Origin of the sequence: Pseudoalteromonas haloplanktis ATCC 14393 (assembly GCF_000238355.1) — a bacterium.
GTDB classification, from domain to species: Bacteria; Pseudomonadota; Gammaproteobacteria; order Enterobacterales; family Alteromonadaceae; genus Pseudoalteromonas; species Pseudoalteromonas haloplanktis.
Genome location: NZ_AHCA01000006.1, coordinates 262974 through 283481, shown reverse-complemented (window position 1 = coordinate 283481; position 20508 = coordinate 262974). Strand labels below are relative to the sequence as shown.

Sequence of the window (20508 nt, the reverse complement as noted above, 5' to 3'; positions counted from 1 at the left end):
TCTATGCTTTATTTTTATCTTAACAATCGTTTGCAGATTTAATACACAACTGAATGTTCATTTCACCAAGTACCACGTATGATTTATAAACAATTACTTGGGTGGACGCCAAACGGAGTATGCAAATAACTACAAGCATTATAGTGTGAGCTCAGAGCTGATCAGCTAACCCATACCGATAAAGCTCCCTTGCGTTAAAATTACTCAGTGGTGTTAGCGGCAAAGCTTTCAGTTTCGGCATTTTGCTCATCTTCTGGCACTTCTTCGGCTAACGGCCAGCCTCCCAATTGCTGCCAACGATTTACGATTAAACAATATAGCTCTGCTGTACGTTCTGTATCATATAGTGCTGAATGGGCTTGCTTGTTGTCAAATTCAATACCTGCAGCACGGCATGCCTTTGCCAGTACTGTTTGGCCAAGTGCTAGCCCCGCTAAAGAAGTGGTATCAAAGCTCACAAAAGGATGAAATGGTGTGCGCTTGATATTATTACGCTCAATGGCTGCATTTAAAAAGCCATGATCAAATGCTGCATTATGCGCAACAACCACTGAGCGCTGACAACCTGCTGCTTTTTGTGCTTTGCGGACTAATTTGCATATTTCTTTGATCGCTTCCTCTTCAGAAACTGCGCCACGCAGTGGTGAAAAAGGATCTATACCATTAAAATCAATGGCTGCTTGCTCAATGTTTGCCCCCTCAAAAGGCTCAACATGAAAGTGTACGGTATGATCGATACTGAGTAAGCCATCCTCGTCCATTTTTAATACTGACACCGCAATTTCTAACAGCGCATCGGTTGCTTTATTAAAGCCCGCTGTTTCAACATCAATAACCACCGGAAAAAAGCCACGAAAGCGTTTTGCGAAAAGAGTTTGTTCAGTATTTGCCATAGTATTCTAGGTTTGCAAGTATTAGCTGGTTATTATGACAAAGTTGATGCCCTTTAGGCTAGGCCATTTCAGGATTAATTATTTTATAAATTGTAGGCATATAAATTGCTTTCATTTAAATTAGCGTCACAATTGCAGTTACTAAATATTTTTAGTGCTTAGCTCGTCAATTAATTGGCTATGCTTCGTTTGATTAGAGTAAACCCTGTTGGAGAATTTCGTGGTGAAGTTATCATTGTTATCTATAAGCCTCACTGTAATTGGTCTATTACCTTATAGCGCCAATGGTGCTATGCGCCAATACACGGCCACAGCAGACAACTCCCAATGGCAAGTGGTAACAACAACTCGTTTACAATGTCAGTTAAATCATGAAGTTCCCTATTACGGCGAAGCTATTTTTAGTGCCACTGCCAGTAAAAACAAAGACGTATTATTTAACTTAGATATGGTTGTACGCCCTGATAATTATAGTATTGCTGGTTTAAAAGCGGTGCCACCACCTTGGCGAGCGGGCTTACCTGCCCGCGATCTTGCTAATATGAAATTACTTCGCAAGTTTGACGGTGAACTTGGTAATCATACCGCATGGGAAATGTTGACTGAGCTGGAAAAAGGCTATCAACCAACATTTTATTACCAAGACTGGCAAAATAGTGCCGATAAAATTGCCGTAGGCTTATCGAGTATTAACTTTAAACAAGCCTACTGGGCATTTCTACAATGCCGTGATGCCTTGTTGCCATACAGTTTTGAAGATATTTCATTCACAGTAATGAATTATCAACCTAATACTAGTAAGTTAACTAAATCATCGCAGCAACGCTTAGATAAAATAGCCGAATACTTAAAATACGACACCAGTATTGCCGCGATTTCAATCGCGTCATACACCGATAGCTACGGCGGACGCTGGAATAACTTAGAGCTTTCTAAAAAACGAGCTCTAGCAATTAAAGAATACATGGTGAGCCTAGGTATTGATGAAAATAAAGTTGAAACTGAAGGTTTTGGTGAAAAACGCCATGTAGCAACTAATGACAATATATTAGGGCGCAATAAAAACCGTCGCTTAGTGATCCAAATAGAAAAAATGTAGCTAACACTTCAGGCTACATTTTTATAAGATCAATGGGTAAGTTTGCTACACTTCGCCCTTTTCATTATCCAACCATCACCAAACTGAAATACAGCTAAACTCAATAAAATAATACTCGCGCCGACTAACAACTGCCGATCAATCGCTTCATTATTCAGCCAGGCACCTAAGCCTATTGCAAAGCTGGGGGTGATCAAGGTCGTTAAAGCAACGGTACTTGCCGGTAGTTTTTGTAACACATGAAAATAAGCCAATGCCCCAATAAGTGAACCAAATACGCCTAAATAGCCAATTGACCATAACGATTTGGCACTCCACGCATTGCTGTTAAGCTCGCCATCGACCAGCCACCAAGTAATAAAAAATAGCGGAGTTACAAATACTAATGCGCCAAATGTAGTTGCCATTGGGTGAATTGCAATTTTTACTCGTTTGATCATTACGCCGCTCAAACTAAAAAAACACACAGCCATGAATACGTAGAGCAAACCATGCAATTGCATTAATGAGCCTTGCATGTGTTTTTCACTGACCAAAAATAGCCCCAACAATGCAAACGCCAAGGCAATTAGCTTCAATGCACTAAATTTAGGCTCATTCAGCAGTCGCTGTGCTAATAGCCCCGATAGAATAGGCGCCAAACCAAACATTAAAGAGATAAGCCCTGAAGGAACCGTTTTAGCAGCCATGTAACTCAATAGCATGCCGCCATAAATACCTATACTCGAATAGCCATACAAAAAACACGCGCGACGATGCCAAGGAATACGAATATTCGCTATTGCGACAACCAATGCCGCTAATACTAAACCTATCGACATACGCAATAACACGGCAAGTGTAGGCGAGACCGACTCACTGCTCCAAACAATGCCCAGCGGGGTTGTTGACCAAATTAACACCATTAAAAAATACGATACTTTGACGCTCACACGCTTATTCCTTTAGCAAGGCGGCAATAACAAAGAGGAAGGAATACAACACTAACCGCTTTGAAATCGCGGTTAGTAAAAAACAACTTAACCGCAGCGCAGCAATGGACGCACAACTGATAGATTCAGCCATGGGCGCATTGTTAGGGCTCGGTTCATATGTTGCATATAAATAGAATTCTTAATAATAAAATGAATCTATAGAAATAGCAGAACTGCACAATAAGTCAACACATCCAATGGCTTTTTTGCTAAATACTGCTTTGATAAGGTTCGCTTGTAAATCATAAGTTACATTTAATTTCTTTGATTTATAACAAAAGTATTTAAGTTTGTGCCAACTAGTTATATCTTGCCTGCCTCTCACGAAGTTTTAGGGGCAAAAAGTGCTTAAAAATAAAACAATAGGCAGCATGTTAATTGTTGCAGGTACAACTATCGGCGCAGGTATGTTGGCATTACCCATTGCCTCAGCAGGGCTTGGTTTTACCACTGCATTAGCGTTAATTATTTCAACTTGGGCGTTAATGACTTATACCGCGTTATTAATGCTTGAGCTTCATCAACATGCTGATCGCGATGCCACGCTCAATACATTAGCAAAATCATGGCTTGGTAAGCGCGGTCAATACGTCGCTAATTTTTCAGTGATGTTTTTGTTCTATGCACTGTGTGCAGCTTACATTGCCGGCGGCGGCGCACAACTACAAGAAAAAATAAACAACGGTTTTAATCTCAATATTGCACCGCAAGTGGGTTCGATTATTTTAGCGATTGTAATAGGTACCGTTGTTACTTTGGGCACCAGCAAAGTAGATAAATTAAACCGCGTGCTGTTTAGTATTAAAATCTTGGTATTGGCGAGTTTATTTTATATGTTAACTCCCTATGTTCATGGCCAACACTTATTAGAAATGCCTATTGAACAAGGGCTTATTTTATCAGCCATTCCAGTGGTATTTACCTCGTTTGGTTTTCATGGTTCTATTCCATCCATCGTTAAATACGTAGGCCTTGATATAAAAACGCTGCGTCGGGTGATGATCACCGGTGCAGCCCTGCCCTTAGTTATTTATATTTTTTGGCAATTAATTAGCCAAGGGATGATGAGCCAAGCTGAGTTACTAAAAAGTTCTGGCTTGCCAGGCTTTGTCGCCAGCATTGCCAATATTGCAAACAACTCAGCGGTCGCCACTGCGGTTAATCTATTTGCAGACTTAGCGCTAGCAACCTCATTTTTGGGTGTAAGCTTAGGGTTATTTGATTTTTTTGCTGACGCGTTTAAAAAAGGCGATGGTAATAAAGATCGTATCAAAACGGCGCTAATCACTTTTATCCCACCGTTAGGGTTTGCACTGTTTTATCCACAAGGCTTTATTATGGCCCTTGGCTATGCAGCTATCGCTTTGGTTGTCTTGGCTGTATTTTTACCCGTTGCAATGGTTTACAAGCAACGCACCAGTAGTGATAAAAGCGGCTATGCGGTGCGTGGTGGCAATCTTGGCTTAGCCATTGCGGCTTTATGTGGCGTGCTTATAATCAGTGCTCAGGGTCTGCAAATGGCCGGTGTGATCCCAGCGATTGGTTGAGTTTAATTAGCACCACGCAAAAGGCACCTAAGGGTGCCTTTCTATAATTCCAACTAAAGCGAAATAATAACTAAGATCCAGCCCGTTCATTAAGTTTTTCAAACAAGTTTGATAACTCACTCTCGGGGATCGGCGCGCTGTAATAATAACCTTGTACAATAAAACAGTTATTGTTTTGTAAAAACTCCACTTGCTCTATGGTTTCTACCCCTTCTGCTACCACATTCAATTTTAATTTTTGCGCCATCGCTATAATTGCTGCGGTGATCTCCATATCATTTGGATCATCGGGTATATCTTTAACAAATGAGCGGTCTACTTTTAAAATATCCACAGGGAAACGCTTTAAGTAACTTAGTGACGAATAACCTGTGCCAAAGTCATCAATAGAAATAGATACGCCAAGCGTTTTGAGTTGATGTAACTGCGAAATAGCGGCTTCTACATTACCCATTAACATGCTCTCAGTTAGCTCTAAGTGTAAGCATTTAGCTGGCACTTTGGTTTTCTTGATAATCGATGCCAATAGCGGCACTAACTTGGCGTCTTTGAACTGTCGAGCAGATAGGTTAATAGAAATATTATTCTCACGCCCTTGCATCGCCAACCGAGCCGCAAACTCACACGCTTCTTGTAATACCCACGCCCCTAGTTCAACAATCAAACCTGTTGCTTCAGCGATAGGAATAAATTTAGTTGGTGGGATCATTCCTTCCGTTGGGTGGAACCAACGGATCAAGGCTTCGTAGCCCACAACCTGCTGAGTACGACTATCAACTTGTGGTTGGTAGTAAATAATAAACTGCTTCGCTTTGATGGCGACACGAAGTTCATTTTCAATAAACAGGCGCTCATTTGCAGCGGCATTAAGCTCTTGGCTGTAAAAGTGATAGGTATTGCGTCCTTTTGCTTTTGCCTCATACATTGCCAAATCAGCATGTTTTAACAGCTGATCTTCTTCTTTGCTATCGTAAGGAGCCATTGTGATGCCAATACTGGCACTAATAATTACTTCGTTATTACCAAGCATTATTGGCACATTTAAGGTTTGCTGAATAGTATTAGCCACTTCCATCGCATGCTCTTGGCGTTCGATCCCGCTCAGTAGCACAGCAAATTCATCGCCACCTAACCTAGCAATGGTATCTTCAGCACGGAGGCGTTTTTTCAATCGATTTGCCACTTCAATCAATAACTGATCACCAGCATCATGTCCAAGCGTATCATTTATCCGCTTAAACTCATCTAAGTCAAAGTAGAATAAAGCAAACGCATAATGACCACGTTCGGCAAGCGCCATTGATTTACGTAATTGCATTCTAAAAAAGGTACGATTAGCAAGCCCAGTTAAAGTATCAAAGTAAGCCAATTGTTCCATTTTCCGCTGGCTTTCTTTAACAAACGAAATATCTTGTGCAGATGCAACGTAACTACTGATATTTCCACCGTCTTCACGGATCGGCGAAATGCTCAACGAGACCCAAATAGGTTTTTTATCTAAGCCTTGGATCAAAGTATCACCACGCCAGTAATTTCGACTACGCAGATCTATATCGATGTCATCGACTAAAATAGCCATTTCTGTGGCAATAATGCTTAGTAATGGCGACTCCATAAAGTGGCTTTCATCAAACCCTGTCATCTCTAACATTTTTGGATTAACATATTCAATGACAAAGTTTTGATCTGTGATCACTACCCCGGTTCCTGAGAAAGCGACCGCTTTTGATAATCGGTTAGCTGCTTTTTCGGCAATTTCTTTTTCAGTAATACGCTGATTTAACCCATCGATCAGCTTACGGATTTCAATCGCCATATCTCGAAAAGAGCCATTTAGAGTACCTATTTCATCTTTATTCTCTTTCGGAAACTCTATCTGTAAATGCCCTTTACCGAAATTAGTTACGGCATGTACCAGTGAATGGATCCTGCGTAACACCAATTGATACAAGGCTTGGTGTAATAACAGCGCGACCAAAATAGCGTACAGAATAAACAACCCAAAAAACTTCACTTTGAGTTCTTCAAGCGCTGAAAGTGCCGAGGAGCGTTTTTTGTAAATGCCGATATACCAGTCTAAATGTTCAACTTTACGAATATTAATAATATGGGTTTCCCCTTCTTGCACAAAGGAGTCCGCGTATTCTGGTAAATGCATTTTTATGGTTTGATTAATGAGTTCTTGCAAATCACTATTTAGAAAATCAGCCGTACGCAATGGTTTACCTGCTTGCCCATAGGTTTCGTAAAGATTTTTATTTAAGTTTGGATGAGCGAGTAATTGCCCTTGACTATCAAAAACAAATAAGTGCTGCTCATTATCGCCAATTGGCAATTGGGAAATAAGCGTATCGAGTGCTAGATCACTGCCCGTCACCCCTAAAAATTTATTTTCAAGGTAAATTGGCACAAGTACACTCACCACCCACTTATGCCAAATTTTATCGTAATACACTTTAGACCACACCGCTGCACGAGTTGGGTTCAATGCTTCTTTTGCGTAATTAAAACTTTGGCTATCAATAAATTGATGAGAACCTGCTACATTCAATGCCCAATTAGGTGGGGCGATACGAATAAAATTATCTTTCGTGATTAGGTAAAAGTTAAAGAAATCTTGGATCAACGTAGGTGCAACAATTTTCCACAGTGACTCTGAGTCATTAATCAGTTTTTTATAAAAAGGTGTGTATTTATCTTGCGGCATAAACGCTGCAGATAACCCATCTTCCGAGGCACTACGAATACTCCCATCAGAGTCAAAAGTCAGCTGTGCGCTCTGATTGCTTATCAATTGCGATGAGTTATAAAGCAACTGGCTAGAGACAACATTATTCGCTTGCTCGGCAATATTAATTTTAGTTTTCACTAAATTATTAAATTGACGGATCAATCGCTCACTAGAGTGTTTGAGCATTTCATGCTCTTCAAATATCAGCTGTTTTTCTTCTGATTTGAGCATCAACACTGCAGCACAAATCCCAGCAATTAAACAAATAGCTGAAATTAATAACGAGAGCTTCATACTCAACGAGTTTACACCAAAACGTGATGGTGGGCGTCTATACACCACAAGGCAACCTTCTTTTTTAATAATTATTCTTATTTAAATCCACCTACCGAAATATACCAGATACCAATTTAGATTTATAAATTTTTCGTTAATATCACAGAAAAAAACCAATATCTAAAATAAACCACACTTTGGTGGTGATAAAACCCGCTGGAGTGTTGACTTTATAGCCCACTCTTCATACATTAAGACCATGAATACAAAATTTTCGCAATTACACTTTTCGTTTTTTAGCTTCTTTAGATAGAAGAGGCTTACCTGTTTGCGAGATTAAATCTACCGAATAGCAAAGCCTCCCAACTGGGAGGCTTTTTTGTTTTTATTACCCAAAAGGTAATTTTTTGGAATGAGGAACCCAAAAATGACAAACGATGTACTAAATTCACTCAGACACGATATAAATGAAATCGACTCTGACTTGTTGGTTTTATTGGCAAAACGCCGCAGAATTAGCCATGGTGTCGTAGAGTATAAAATTGCTAATAACAAACCTATACGCGATGAAGCCCGTGAGCTGGCGTTACTTGAGAAACTAATTGGTTACGGCAAATCACTTGGCTTAGACGCCTATTATGTGAATAATGTCTTTCAAACAATCTTAGAAGATTCAGTACTTAATCAGCAGGCCATGCTGCAAAATAACTTAAATCCTGATGTCATGAGTGAAACGCATCGCGTGGCATACTTAGGTGGCCAAGGTTCATATAGTCAACTTGCTTGCCATAAATACTTTAGCCGTCGCCCAGGTAAACTTGTTGAGATGGGCTGCTCTAGCTTTGAGCAGATCACCGGCAAGGTTGAAAATGGCCAAGCTGACTTTGGCTTATTACCGATTGAAAACACCAGCTCAGGTAGTATTAACGAAGTGTTTGATTTACTACAACACGCACAAGTCTCAATCGTTGGTGAAGTAACTCACAGCGTTGAGCACTGTTTACTTGCGACCCCAGATACTGAGCTTAGCCAAATTAGTAAAATTTTTGCTCACCCACAGCCATTCGCACAATGCAGCCGCTTTTTACAAGGCTTAGGTGATATTCAACATGAAACCTGCGACTCAACCTCAAGCGCCCTACAATCAGCCCTAGATACCCCTAACAGCGCGGCAATTGGCTCTGCACAAGCGGGGAAAAATGTCGGGCTAGAAGTGATAAAATCTGGCTTGGCTAATCAACGTGAAAACCACAGCCGCTTTATTATCGTTGCCCGTAAACCGTTACATGTCTCAAAACAAATTCCAACCAAAACCAGTTTAATTATGGCCACTAAACAACAAGCGGGTTCGCTTGCTGATGCACTGATGATTTTTAAACACCATAATATTAACTTAGTTAAATTAGAGTCACGCCCTGTACCTGGCAATCCATGGGAAGAAGTGTTTTATGTTGATTTAGAAGCGAACCTTGTCGATAGTCACGTTAAACACGCGTTAGAAGAGCTAAAAGAGCATACTCAGTATGTACGCGTATTGGGTTGTTATCAAAGCGAATCACTGCAAGCAGTCAGTGTAGAAAGTTAAACGCTAACTAAAGCAAAAGGGCCATTATGGCCCTTTTTGTTATCTCTTGAATGGTAATGCTTTATTAATCAAGTACTTTAGCATCATTGGCTTTGTTTAGTAGGCTGCGGCTTTGCGTTAAGAAGTGCGCGGTGGAATCTGAGAAGTATTCTTTCGCATCAGCAAAGGCATCAATTAAAGCCGCTTTATCGCCCGCTTTTAATTTTGTTAATGTACTAGCAAAGGTTTCTTGGTATTGCGCAAGCAAAGGTTCAACATTATCAAATTGCGCTAGCATAATGTCAGAATAAAGCTCTGGCGATTGTGCAAACAAGCGGCCCACCATCATCAGCTCTAACTGGTAGATAGGCGACGAACAACTACGTAGCTCTTCAAGAGTGTGGCTTTGTTTAGCTAAAAATTGGCCATACACAAAGGTGGTTAAATGGCGCATCACTTGGATTATTTGCATTGCTTCGTCGTGCTTTTTAGCATCTAACTCAACTAACTGGCAGCCCCATACTTGTAATTGCGACAATAACCCTTGTGCAACTTCATGGTTACGCCCTTCACACACTACCACGGTCTGCTTTACCCAATGAGAGATATCAGGGCCAAACATCGGGTGTAAGCCAACCACAGGACCATTATGCACCGCTTTTAATACATTTAATGGTGCTTGCTTAACCGATGTGATATCAACCAACAAACAATCATCATCGAGTTTAGGTAAGGCAGTAACTACGGCTTCTAAGGCATTGATAGGCACACTGATCATCACCAGTTTTGCACCTGCTAAGATTGCTTGAGCGTTACTTTGCTGTTCTTTGTCGAGAATCCTAACTTCATACCCTGAGCGAATAAATTGCTGAGCAAACAACTGCCCCATTGCACCTTGGCCACCGACTATAACAATAGGTGACAATTGCGGTGCACTACAGGCAAGTTTAGCTTGTTGATTTTGGTATGCTTCGCGCATCATCCGGCGCAGAATATCTTCGACTAGTTCAGGGTTAACCCCTTGATTTAATGCTTCTTGGCGACGGGCTGCTAATAAACTCGCTTCACGGTCAGGCGCATGCAGCGGCGCACCGGTTTGTTGTTTGATTGCGCCAATTTGTTCAGTAATATTATTACGCCTAGCTAGTAATGCAACCAACTGGGCATCGCATTCATCAATGCCTTCTCTTAACTTATCTAACTCTTTTATATCCGCCACGCGACTACCACCTTAGAACTGCAATTTCGTACACTAAAATTTACATAAAAGTAAACTTATTAATACGATAAATACTAACAGGATCAGTAGGCTGTTAAAAGGCTAAATAGGGAAAAGAATAAGTGTTTAAGCTTTAAGCGCTAAGCCTTAAGTTATAAGGTTTAAGTTATAAGCCGTAAGTTATAAGTTGGCGAGTGAATTTGATTTATGAGTAATACCAATCGACTTAAATATTTAACCATTCTAGCGGGCTAAATAAAGCGCTAACTGCGTTATAAATTTTTCATGTAGAACAACTACATGTCAAAATTTATGCCTTGTTATCACTTCATTTATCTGTCGCTATAAATGGTCAGTAACTTAACACGATTGGTATAATATTTTTTAGCGGGCTTATTTTGCTATAAAAACCAAAACGGGTTGCAACCCGAAGGCTGCAACCCGTTTTTTTTGCGTTGCTAAACAGCGCGTATTAGTTAAGTTTTTCTCTAATACGTGCAGATTTACCAGAACGCTCACGTAGATAGTAAAGTTTCGCACGGCGAACTGCACCGCGACGCTTAACTGCTACGCTATCGATAAGAGGGCTGTGCGTTTGGAATACACGCTCAACACCTTCACCGTTCGAGATTTTACGAACTGTGAATGCTGAGTGAAGACCACGATTACGCTTAGCGATTACAACACCTTCAAAGGCCTGTAGACGCTCTTTAGCACCTTCTTTTACTTTTACCTGTACAACCACTGTATCACCAGGGCCAAATGCAGGTACGTCTGTTTTAAGCTGCTCATCTTCAAGCGCTTTAATAATATTTTGGTTTACTTTTGCCATTATGTTTCTCACTTTCCTAGGTGTAACTGTCTTCTAGCCACAAGCTTTTTGGTACTCTTGCTGAAATTTCGCGAGTAATACCGCTTGCTCCTCAGTCAGAGCTAGGTTATGCAACAAGTCAGGACGCCTAAGCCAAGTTCTGCCTAATGACTGCATTTGCCGCCATTTAGCTATCTCTTGGTGGTTACCACTGAGTAATACAGCAGGAACCTGTTTGTCGTCCAATGTTTCTGGCCGAGTATAATGAGGACAATCTAGCAAGCCATCCGAAAATGAGTCTTGCTCCGCTGATTGGTTGTGTCCTAATACACCTGGCACTAATCGCGCTACTGCGTCAATTAATGTCATGGCAGGTAGTTCACCACCACTCAAAATAAAATCACCAATTGACCATTCTTCGTCAACATATGATTCTATTATTCTCTCGTCTATACCTTCATAGCGACCGGCAATTAAAATCAGTTTTTTAGAGTTTGCGAGTTCGCTCGCCCCTTGCTGATCTAATTTGCGCCCTTGCGGGGACATATAAATTACTTTTGCACCATCACCTGCCGCTGCTTTAGCGTCAAGAATGGCTTGCTTCAATGGTTCAACCATCATTAACATACCTGGACCGCCCCCGTAAGGACGATCATCCACTGTTCTATGCTTATCAGTCGCATAATCCCGCGGGTTCCAGCAGTTAAAATCAATTAACCCATTTTTTACTGCGCGACCAGTTACACCTTGCTGTGTAATGGCATCAAACATGTCCGGGAAAAGGCTAATTACCCCTACCCACAACGAACTCGTTTGACTCATTAAAAGCCTGGATCCCAGTCTACGGTAATTTCTCTTGCATCATGTTTAACTTCTTTTATAACTGAATCAGTTAAAAATGGAATTAAACGTTCTGCTTGTCCAAATGCATCTTTATTATTTGCTTTCACAACTAATACGTCATTTGAACCTGTCTCCATCAGGTCATCAACTATGCCTAAGTTATAACCTTTATCAGTTACAACCGACATGCCAATGAGATCTCGCCAATAGAATTCACCTTGCGGTAATTCTGGTAGCTGCGCTGAATCTACAGATACTTCCACATTGGTATACGCCATTGCTTGGTCTCTGTCGTTTACTTGCGCAAACTTGGCGATAAAGCCTTTGTTGTGGCGACGCCAGTCGACCACTTCTAAAGCCTGCCATTTACCTTGTTGCCCTATCAACCACGGGCTGAAATCGAAGATCCCTTGGGGATCATCAGTAAATGAATGTACCTTAAGCCAGCCCTTTATACCATACGGGGCGCCGAGCTTTCCTACGACAATTATTGATGAGGTGTTCTCTTGACTCATGGTTACACTTACGCCTATTAAGCCGCTTTACGAGCGTCTTTTACTAACTTACTTACGCGATCTGAAAGAGATGCGCCCTGACCTACCCAGTGTTCTACACGAGATAAATCTAAACGTACTTTTTCTTCTTGACCACTAGCAATTGGGTTAAAAAAGCCTACTTTCTCGATGAAGCGACCGTCACGCGAGAAACGGCTATCCGCAACCACAATTTGATAGAAAGGGCGTTTTTTAGCGCCACCACGTTGCAAACGAATAGTTACCATACCGTCCTCTAAATAGATTGACTGTTTTCATTAATAAGATTTACTCCCCAGTATGGGGAGCTGGGGAATTGTACGAGTTTTTAGCAACAATGCAAGTAAGAAGTGACGTGAAATGAGTGTTAAGTTGATTAAACTATGATCTACGCGTTAAATCAGAGTATAAAGCCCTTTCAGTGCATAATTTATCTACAAAAAAAGAGGCTATTTGCCCCCTTTTTTCATTAACTAAATGACGAATACATCAAACTTTAGCCAAAAGCTTAGAATTTAGGACCGCCACCGCCCATCATTCCCGGTGGTAACATGCCTTTCATTCCACGCATCATTTTCATCATGCCACCTTTACCTTTCATTTTTTTCATCATCTTTTGCATTTGGGTAAATTGTTTTAGCAATTTATTGATCTCTTGCACTTGTGTACCAGAGCCTGCTGCAATACGTTTTTTACGAGAACCTTTGATGATTTCAGGGCGAGCACGCTCTTGTTTAGTCATTGAGCTGATGATTGCTTCCATTTGAATAAATGTTTTATCACCCATTTGCCCTTTTACTGCATCCGGTAAGTTTTGCATACCCGGCAGCTTATCAAGCATCGACATCATGCCGCCCATGTTTTTCATTTGCTTTAATTGTTCAGCAAAATCATCAAGGGTAAAGCCATCACCTTTAAATACTTTTTCAGCTACTTTGGCCGCTTTTTCTTTATCGACTTTCATCTCGACTTCTTCGATCAATGAAAGTACATCACCCATACCTAAAATACGTGAAGCAATACGGTCAGGATGAAAAGGCTCAAGGGCATCAGTACGCTCCCCCACACCCATAAATTTAATTGGTTTACCCGTGATATGGCGAATAGATAATGCCGCACCACCGCGCGCATCACCATCGGTTTTAGTTAAAATAACACCCGTAAGCGGCAATGCTTCATCAAACGCTTTAGCTGTATTCGCCGCATCTTGACCTGTCATTGCATCAACTACAAATAAGGTTTCGATTGGCGTAATAGCACTGTGTAACGCTTTGATTTCATCCATCATATCGCTATCAACGTGCAAACGACCTGCGGTATCGACAAGTACCACATCGATAAATTTCTTTTTCGCATGAGAGATAGCCGCATTAGCAATATCAACCGGCTTTTGGGAAATATCACTTGGGAAAAAGTCTACACCAACTTCGTTAGCCAGCGTTTCTAACTGTTTTATTGCAGCGGGGCGATAAACATCGGCACTAACAACTAGTACTGACTTTTTCTTACGCTCTTTTAAGAATTTAGCTAACTTACCGACGCTGGTGGTTTTACCTGCACCTTGTAAGCCTGCCATCATAACAACTGCTGGCGGTTGTGCGTTTAGGTTTAGCTCTTCATTCGCTTCACCCATCGCTTTTTCAAGTTCTTCACGAACAATTTTTATGAACACTTGCCCTGGGCTTAAGCTTTTTGTTACTTCAACACCCACAGCACGTTCTTTAACTTGTTTCACAAACTCACGAACGACGGGTAGCGCAACGTCAGCCTCTAAAAAAGCCATACGTACTTCACGTAGCGTATCTTTGATATTATCTTCAGTAAGGCGCCCACGGCCGCTAATATTTTTTAAGGTTTTACCTAATCGTTCTTGGAGGTTCTCAAACATGTAAAGGTTCCGATCAAACGTGATATACCAATTTTCCAATCAAGGTTATCGTTATTAAGTTAATACTTACTAAAAAATAACGTTGATTTCATATAATCAGTATTATTAAAATTTTAATTAAAAGCAGTATACCGCAAATGGTGGCGCACAATACAGTGTTCAAGTGCGCTGTTTGAGTTTCTTTTTACAAACTCTATGCATTTGCCTTGCTATAAAATACAATGCCTTTACTCTAACAAGGAATATTTGACTCAAATTGAGTGGCCCAAGCACTATGCTGATTATTAGTTTAACTATTATTGCCAGTTTATTTTATATCTTAGCAACGTCTCACGTACTATCTCGGTTATTTCACCAGCAAGGGCCGAGCCAAAAGCTGACTATTATTCTCAGTACTGTGGCGATTCTAGCGCACATGTTATTACTGGTAAATTCAGTATTTCGCACCGACGGCCAAGATTTAAGTATTGTAAATGTGTCACTGTTGACCTGCTGGGTGATAGTAGTGTCAGTTACAACAGTATCACTAAAGTTCCCTGCAACCTTATTACTGCCTGTCGTTTATGGCTTTGCAGCTTTACTCACTATAGCCAGCTTATTTATCCCACATCATATTTTATTACAAAGTATTGATGTCGAAATCGGGTTAGTTACCCATATTTCACTTTCATTGCTCGCATACTGCGTATTGATAATTGCGACTTTGTATGGCGTACAATTTTACTTTATTGACAAGCGTTTAAAGCGCAAAGACTTAGCTATAGTGCGTAGTCATTTACCCCCATTGATGGTAGTTGAACGTCAACTCTATCATTTACTCACACTTGGTACACTCTTATTAACTTTGGCTTTATTATCTGGGTTTATTTTTCTTGATGGCATGTTTGCCAATGAATTTATACATAAAACAATTTTATCATTAATTGCTTGGGCTATGTTTGCAACAGTGACAATTGGTCATTTAAAACAGGGTTGGCGCGGAAAACCCGTGGTACTGGCTATTATGGCTGCCGCTTTTGTTTTAACGTTGGCTTATTTTGGTAGCCGGTTTGTACAAGAAGTGATCCTGAATAAGTTTTAACTTGACTCAAACTGCTCACTCACGCTTAATACACATTGGTTAAATAAAAAAGGATCCTTCTTTGGACGACATCTCTACAAGTGTTTTGTTTATAATACTTGGAATACTCATACTTTGTTCTGCATATTTTTCTGGTTCTGAAACAGGCATAATGTCAATTAACAGAATCCGCTTACGTCACCTTGCTAAAGAAAACCATCGCGCAGCGAAGCGTGTCAACAAATTGTTGAGCCGTCCTGACAGACTGATAGGTCTCATCCTAATCGGTAATAACTTAGTAAACATTGCCGCTGCACAGGTCGCAACTATTATAGGTATTCGCCTCTATGGTGATTTAGGTATTGCCATTGCAACAGGCGTATTAACCCTAGTGGTATTAATATTTGCAGAAGTTACACCCAAGACTTTAGCCGCTCTTTATCCTGAAAAAGTGGCCTTCCCAAGCTCTGTGATCCTCAAAGGGCTACTGAAAATAATGTTTCCGTTGGTGGTTATTGTTAACTGGATGACCAACGGTATATTACGGTTATTTGGTATTAGTGCCGCACAAATAGATGAGCACAGCATGAGTAAAGAAGAATTGAAAACCGTGCTGAATGAATCAGGCGCACTTATTCCTGCCCGTCACCAAAGTATGTTGACCTCTATATTAGATTTAGAGCAAGTTACCGTTGAAGATATTATGATCCCACGTAATGAAATCGTGGCAATTGATATTAACGACGACTGGAAGCTAATTAGTAAACAGCTTACCCACGCACAACATACTCGCGTGCTTTTATACCGCGACCAAATTGACGATGCTGTGGGCTTTATTCATTCGCGTGATGCGCTTCGCTTATTAACAAAAGAGCAATTTGATAAACCGTCATTACTACGTGCCGTACGTGAAATTTACTTTATACCTGAAGGAACTTCACTAAATACACAACTGTTTAAGTTCCAACAATCTAAAGAGCGTATAGGCTTAGTGGTTGACGAATACGGTGACATACAAGGTCTGGTAACTTTAGAAGATATTCTTGAAGAAGTAGTCGGAGACTTTACCACGACACAAACACGGACGCCGAGCGAAGAGGTTATGCCTCAAGATGACGGCTCTTTCTTAGTCGATGGTGGTGCTAACGTACGTGATCTTAATAAAGAAATGGATTGGGAATTTCCTCTCGATGGCCCAAAAACATTAAGTGGTTTGATTGTTGAATACCTAGAAGATATTCCGGATACAAATTTGAGTTTACGTATCGCTGGCTACCCAATAGAAGTCGTCGAAGTAAAAGAAAACATGATCAAATTGGTTCGTATCCAAGCAAATAAACGCAAAGTGTAAGTCTTAAAGTAGAGTAGTACCTCACTACTCTACTCTCCCCATTTTCTAGTTTCTTAAATTTTCCTCTGCTATTACTCATTTACGCCATAACTATTAAACTATGGTATAACTGCTAATTTTTATTTCTAATGGGGAAACTTAATGGAAGATATTTCTATCGAAACCATTTACACCAAAGCTATTGAAATAGTGATGCTGTATGGTCCGAAATTTTTACTGGCAATTTTTGTTTTAATTGTTGGTTGGTGGTTCATTGGTCGTATTTCAAATATGGCCGAAAAATCAATGGCACGTGTGAAGTTTGAAGCGGGTTTAACGCATTTTTTAGTATCATTTATCTCTGTCATTTTAAAAGTTCTATTACTGATCTCTGTTGCCTCAATGATCGGTATCGAAACCACCTCATTTATTGCCATGCTCGGTGCTGCAGGTTTAGCGGTAGGTATGGCATTGCAAGGAAGCTTAGCTAACTTTGCAGGTGGCGTACTGATCTTGTTCTTCAAACCATTTAAAGTCGGTGATGTAATCGAAGCGCAAGGCTATATGGGCAAAGTCGTAGAAATTCAAATTTTTGTTACTGTATTACTGACTTATGATAATGAAAAAATCATCATACCAAATGGTGCTCTTTCAAATGGTTGTGTTAAAAACAAGTTCGCAGAGCCCACTCGCCGTGTTGATATTGAGTTTGGTATAAGCTACAGCGACGATGTAATTAAAGCGCGTGCAGTACTTATGAGTGTATTAAATGACTATGATTTAGTGCTCAAAGAAGAAAATAAACAGCCAGTTGTTCACGTGAGTCAACATGGCGATAGCCATATTGGCATGCTAGTTTGGGCATGGGTTGATTCTGAAAATTACTGGCCGGTGTATTTTGGTTTATACGAACGCGTTAAAATTGCCTTCGATAAAGAAAATATCACCATTCCATTCCCACAACGCGATGTACATATACATCAGTTTCCCGGAAAGTAAACCGACCATTAAAAAGCCCGCCATATGAGTGCGGGCTTTTTAAATATTGAGTAACAGGTTAACTAAATAACCTTTCCAGCCAACTTTTATCGAGATCTGCTTCACACTTTTTAAGTTGAGCACCATAGCGACTCGCGCGATTTTTAACCTTATTAGCTACATTCATAAGCCATTGTTTCTTTTTATAGGTGCCACGCTTATAGCCTCCCCAGCCTTCATGATAGTTGAGGTATTGTGCATAGGCATCCCATTTTGACACGCCATTTACTTTATTGGTTTTATATACAAACCATGCCATAAAGTCGATAGCATCATCAAAATCATCGCGATCTGCCCCGCTGTTACCGGTTTCACGGATATAGTCAGACCAGGTTGGCGTTTTTGCTTGCGAATATCCATACGCTGAACTGGCACGTCCTGTGGGGATAATCCATAAAAAATATTCCATCGGTGGTGCTGCATCATGACGAAACGAACTTTCTTGATACATCATGCTCATGAGGACATGCTTTGGCGATCCCCATTTATCTTGAGCGTCTCTTGCATCATAATACCAATCGTTTTTTTCTTCAAAAATCTTACATATATCATTAGGTTGCTTTGGAGGGGCTGTTGCGCAACCTGTTAACGCAGCTCCCAGCGATAAAATTATTAAACTTTTTTTCATTTTTTTTGATTCTCGCTGAACTTTTTATAAAAGCGTAAGTCCTACTTTATGAATGCGCAGTTTAGCATTGTTTATCCCTGAAGAATCTTTACGCAGCCAACTTGGGCTGCGTTTTTTTTTGCCGCTTTATTTCGCTTTAAAATAGGCATCTAAAAAAGCATTAAATGTCACATTATCAGCGGCTTTCAAGGTTTGTTCAGCGACGATTGATTGCTCAGCTTGCTGGTTTAAGTAATTATCTGAATACACATGATACGGTGTTGTCTCATGGCTTTGCTGATAATTTTTTGCCAGCGCTAATGCAAAATAACCATTATCAACACCTGACTCTTTCAGCTGCTTTACGTAGCGACCCGAGTAAGTTAAGTCAGGATCAGCAACCCATAGGCTTAATCGCGTGATAGTTTCACTGTAATAACTTACCCCATACGCTTCGTCCATATACGTAGCAACATGTTGTAACTGAGTAAAAATTTCCGCGCCCCAAGTCGCTAAACTACATGTTTCACCAGAGCGATTTAGCATCACCTGCACAGCTCGACCATCACTGACAACGGTATCTAAATTTTCAGTACTACGTTGCTGAGAATCCCAGTCCATTGCAGGTGAATCTTTTAACAAGCAATAAGTCAAAAACACATCTAAAAAGTGGATTTGTTCAATATCTATCCCTGTTGCTGCAAATGGATTGACATCTAGCGCACGAATTTCTATGTATTCTATACCACCACGTAATAGTGCATCTGTTGGCGTTTCACCGCTATTAGCATTACGTTTAGGACGAATTGGTGAATAAAATTCATTTTCAATCTGCAGCACATTTTTATTCAATTGCTTTGGCTGCGCATCTTTATAGTCCGCGAGTTGATGATAAATATCAGACGGTGTGTTGATTGCTGCTTTTAAGCCAGCAACATATTCCTCTAGTGAGTTATACATTACTTTTAATGAGGATTGAGCACTATTAGTATAACCTAAATTCCCTAAGCGTAACGCAGTGCCAGTTTCTAGATAAAGTGTGCCTTTACCTAGCTTTTTAAACGGCAGTTCAGTACTGCGCCCTTGTAAAAATGAATTACACAGTGCCGGAGATGCGCCGAATAAATAACTAATTAACCACAGCTCTCGTTTAAAATTGCGGATCAACCCTAAATAGCCTGATGAAATGAAGTCTTGTAATGATCCGGTATCGCCTTTAATCGTTTGTAAACTTTTCCAAAAAGAGTTTGGAAACGAGATATTAAAATGCACACCGGCAATTGCTTGCATCATACTACCATAACGGTTTTTAAGGCCTTCACGGTAAAGGGTTTTCATTCGACCAATATTAGAATCACCAAATTGAGCTAAAGCAATATCATCCTGGTGCTCAATAAAACATGGCATACTAATAGGCCATAATAATTCATCACCCATTTTTGATAGAGTAAATTTTTGCAAATCATGAAGCTGTTTTAGCGTTTCTTCGGCAGAGTCACTTACAGGCGTAATAAACTCTAGTAATGCCTCTGAAAAGTCAGTGGTGATATGCCCATTCGTTAACGCGCAACCAACCCCTTTTGGGTGAGCCTGTTGCGAAATAGTGCCATTTGGTTGAATTCTTAACGCTTCCCTTTCAATACCACGTTGAATGCCTTTAATTGCGTATTTATGCTGTTCTGGGGCGAGCGCTGTTAGCGCTTTAGTTAAATCATGTGTTGTCAAAAATGCTTCCTCGAGCCACGTGGCCTAATCCTAAGTCTATGGGGGCAAATTGATAATACTCAAGGTTTAATAATGACATAACTGAAATTTGCCACTATTTACCATGAAGGTCACCGTGTATTTATAAAAGCACACTAGCTGCGGGAGCTTAGCCCATACCCAAATGTTTACTAATCTTGCCATTCTAAGGGCTAATATACAATTGCTTTAATTGCACGACAGTGATGCGATTTTATTGCCTGTAACTGCAGCTAGCAATACTCAATTCATGGGACTAGACCGATGATATCTATTTATTTATTCAGCGATTATCAAATTGCTCATTAGGATTTCTCGCATTTCTTTGTTTTAGATCATAAAAATGCTATTT

General features: G+C 40.3%; 17 protein-coding genes. 6 read left to right on the top strand and 11 right to left on the bottom strand.

What is annotated here, in order from left to right:
* Positions 1 to 200 precede the first annotated feature (200 nt).
* On the bottom strand, positions 201 to 893 hold the full coding sequence (rnt, locus tag PHAL_RS0113415; RefSeq protein ID WP_016708936.1) for a ribonuclease T: 693 nt from the start codon (positions 891 to 893) through the stop codon (positions 201 to 203).
* 223 nt (positions 894 to 1116) lie between these two features.
* Between rnt and PHAL_RS0113410 the strand changes: the two genes are divergently transcribed.
* Positions 1117 to 1992, top strand: coding sequence for a flagellar protein MotY (locus PHAL_RS0113410; RefSeq protein WP_029216154.1), 876 nt, complete (start codon positions 1117 to 1119; stop codon positions 1990 to 1992).
* A gap of 29 nt (positions 1993 to 2021) precedes the next feature.
* Here PHAL_RS0113410 and PHAL_RS0113405 read toward each other — a convergent pair whose 3' ends face one another.
* Positions 2022 to 2924 (bottom strand): DMT family transporter, encoded by a 903-nt coding sequence (locus PHAL_RS0113405; RefSeq protein WP_016708934.1) that lies wholly within the window; start codon positions 2922 to 2924, stop codon positions 2022 to 2024.
* Between the two features lie 386 nt (positions 2925 to 3310).
* Between PHAL_RS0113405 and tyrP the strand changes: the two genes are divergently transcribed.
* Entirely contained in the window at positions 3311 to 4513 is a 1203-nt protein-coding gene (gene tyrP / locus PHAL_RS0113400) for a tyrosine transporter TyrP (RefSeq protein WP_016708933.1), read from the top strand.
* Between the two features lie 70 nt (positions 4514 to 4583).
* Here tyrP and PHAL_RS0113395 read toward each other — a convergent pair whose 3' ends face one another.
* Positions 4584 to 7586, bottom strand: a complete 3003-nt coding sequence (locus tag PHAL_RS0113395; protein WP_016708932.1) for a bifunctional diguanylate cyclase/phosphodiesterase — start codon at positions 7584 to 7586, stop codon at positions 4584 to 4586.
* 361 nt (positions 7587 to 7947) lie between these two features.
* On the opposite strand from PHAL_RS0113395, the gene PHAL_RS0113390 reads away from it, so the two are divergent.
* Positions 7948 to 9105, top strand: coding sequence for a chorismate mutase (locus PHAL_RS0113390; protein WP_016708931.1), 1158 nt, complete (start codon positions 7948 to 7950; stop codon positions 9103 to 9105).
* Between the two features lie 64 nt (positions 9106 to 9169).
* Here PHAL_RS0113390 and tyrA read toward each other — a convergent pair whose 3' ends face one another.
* From tyrA to ffh, 6 genes are all read right to left on the bottom strand, one after another.
* Positions 9170 to 10303: a bifunctional chorismate mutase/prephenate dehydrogenase gene (tyrA, locus tag PHAL_RS0113385; RefSeq protein ID WP_016708930.1), complete on the bottom strand. Its 1134-nt coding sequence runs from the start codon at positions 10301 to 10303 to the stop codon at positions 9170 to 9172.
* 472 nt (positions 10304 to 10775) lie between these two features.
* Positions 10776 to 11135 carry a 50S ribosomal protein L19 gene (gene rplS / locus PHAL_RS0113380; protein WP_002962189.1) on the bottom strand — a complete coding sequence of 120 codons (360 nt, stop codon included), beginning with the start codon at positions 11133 to 11135 and terminating at the stop codon, positions 10776 to 10778.
* Between the two features lie 33 nt (positions 11136 to 11168).
* Entirely contained in the window at positions 11169 to 11936 is a 768-nt protein-coding gene (gene trmD, locus PHAL_RS0113375; protein ID WP_016708929.1) for a tRNA (guanosine(37)-N1)-methyltransferase TrmD, read from the bottom strand.
* Complete coding sequence (gene rimM, locus PHAL_RS0113370; RefSeq protein WP_016708928.1) at positions 11936 to 12472, bottom strand: ribosome maturation factor RimM; 537 nt, start codon at positions 12470 to 12472, stop codon at positions 11936 to 11938. Before rimM ends, trmD begins: the two co-directional genes overlap by 1 nt.
* A gap of 17 nt (positions 12473 to 12489) precedes the next feature.
* Positions 12490 to 12738 carry a 30S ribosomal protein S16 gene (rpsP, locus tag PHAL_RS0113365; protein WP_016708927.1) on the bottom strand — a complete coding sequence of 83 codons (249 nt, stop codon included), beginning with the start codon at positions 12736 to 12738 and terminating at the stop codon, positions 12490 to 12492.
* 260 nt (positions 12739 to 12998) lie between these two features.
* Positions 12999 to 14378 (bottom strand): signal recognition particle protein, encoded by a 1380-nt coding sequence (ffh, locus tag PHAL_RS0113360; protein WP_016708926.1) that lies wholly within the window; start codon positions 14376 to 14378, stop codon positions 12999 to 13001.
* A 274-nt stretch (positions 14379 to 14652) separates the two neighbouring features.
* Here ffh and PHAL_RS0113355 point away from each other — a divergent pair, with 274 nt between their 5' ends.
* The 3 genes from PHAL_RS0113355 (at position 14653) to PHAL_RS0113345 (ending at position 17767) form a co-directional block, all read left to right on the top strand.
* Entirely contained in the window at positions 14653 to 15459 is an 807-nt protein-coding gene (locus tag PHAL_RS0113355; RefSeq protein ID WP_016708925.1) for a cytochrome C assembly family protein, read from the top strand.
* Positions 15460 to 15520: 61 nt separating this feature from the next.
* Positions 15521 to 16789, top strand: a complete 1269-nt coding sequence (locus tag PHAL_RS0113350; protein ID WP_029216153.1) for an HlyC/CorC family transporter — start codon at positions 15521 to 15523, stop codon at positions 16787 to 16789.
* A gap of 141 nt (positions 16790 to 16930) precedes the next feature.
* Positions 16931 to 17767, top strand: coding sequence for a mechanosensitive ion channel family protein (locus PHAL_RS0113345; RefSeq protein ID WP_016708923.1), 837 nt, complete (start codon positions 16931 to 16933; stop codon positions 17765 to 17767).
* Between the two features lie 58 nt (positions 17768 to 17825).
* Here the strand turns inward: PHAL_RS0113345 and PHAL_RS0113340 are convergent, their stop codons facing one another.
* Complete coding sequence (locus tag PHAL_RS0113340) at positions 17826 to 18434, bottom strand: transglycosylase SLT domain-containing protein (RefSeq protein WP_016708922.1); 609 nt, start codon at positions 18432 to 18434, stop codon at positions 17826 to 17828.
* A 126-nt stretch (positions 18435 to 18560) separates the two neighbouring features.
* Positions 18561 to 20138, bottom strand: coding sequence for a glutamate--cysteine ligase (gshA, locus tag PHAL_RS0113335; protein WP_016708921.1), 1578 nt, complete (start codon positions 20136 to 20138; stop codon positions 18561 to 18563).
* Positions 20139 to 20508 lie beyond the last annotated feature (370 nt).

Excerpts from the sequence above, each read along its gene's own strand:
- rnt (WP_016708936.1), bottom strand. The coding sequence starts at position 893 with ATGGCAAATACTGAACAAACTCTTTTCGCAAAACGCTTTCGTGGCTTT.
- PHAL_RS0113390 (WP_016708931.1), top strand. The coding sequence starts at position 7,948 with ATGACAAACGATGTACTAAATTCACTCAGACACGATATAAATGAAATC.
- rplS (WP_002962189.1), bottom strand. The coding sequence starts at position 11,135 with ATGGCAAAAGTAAACCAAAATATTATTAAAGCGCTTGAAGATGAGCAG.
- trmD (WP_016708929.1), bottom strand. The coding sequence starts at position 11,936 with ATGAGTCAAACGAGTTCGTTGTGGGTAGGGGTAATTAGCCTTTTCCCG.
- rimM (WP_016708928.1), bottom strand. The coding sequence starts at position 12,472 with ATGAGTCAAGAGAACACCTCATCAATAATTGTCGTAGGAAAGCTCGGC.
- rpsP (WP_016708927.1), bottom strand. The coding sequence starts at position 12,738 with ATGGTAACTATTCGTTTGCAACGTGGTGGCGCTAAAAAACGCCCTTTC.
- ffh (WP_016708926.1), bottom strand. The coding sequence starts at position 14,378 with ATGTTTGAGAACCTCCAAGAACGATTAGGTAAAACCTTAAAAAATATT.
- PHAL_RS0113355 (WP_016708925.1), top strand. The coding sequence starts at position 14,653 with ATGCTGATTATTAGTTTAACTATTATTGCCAGTTTATTTTATATCTTA.
- PHAL_RS0113345 (WP_016708923.1), top strand. The coding sequence starts at position 16,931 with ATGGAAGATATTTCTATCGAAACCATTTACACCAAAGCTATTGAAATA.
- PHAL_RS0113340 (WP_016708922.1), bottom strand. The coding sequence starts at position 18,434 with ATGAAAAAAAGTTTAATAATTTTATCGCTGGGAGCTGCGTTAACAGGT.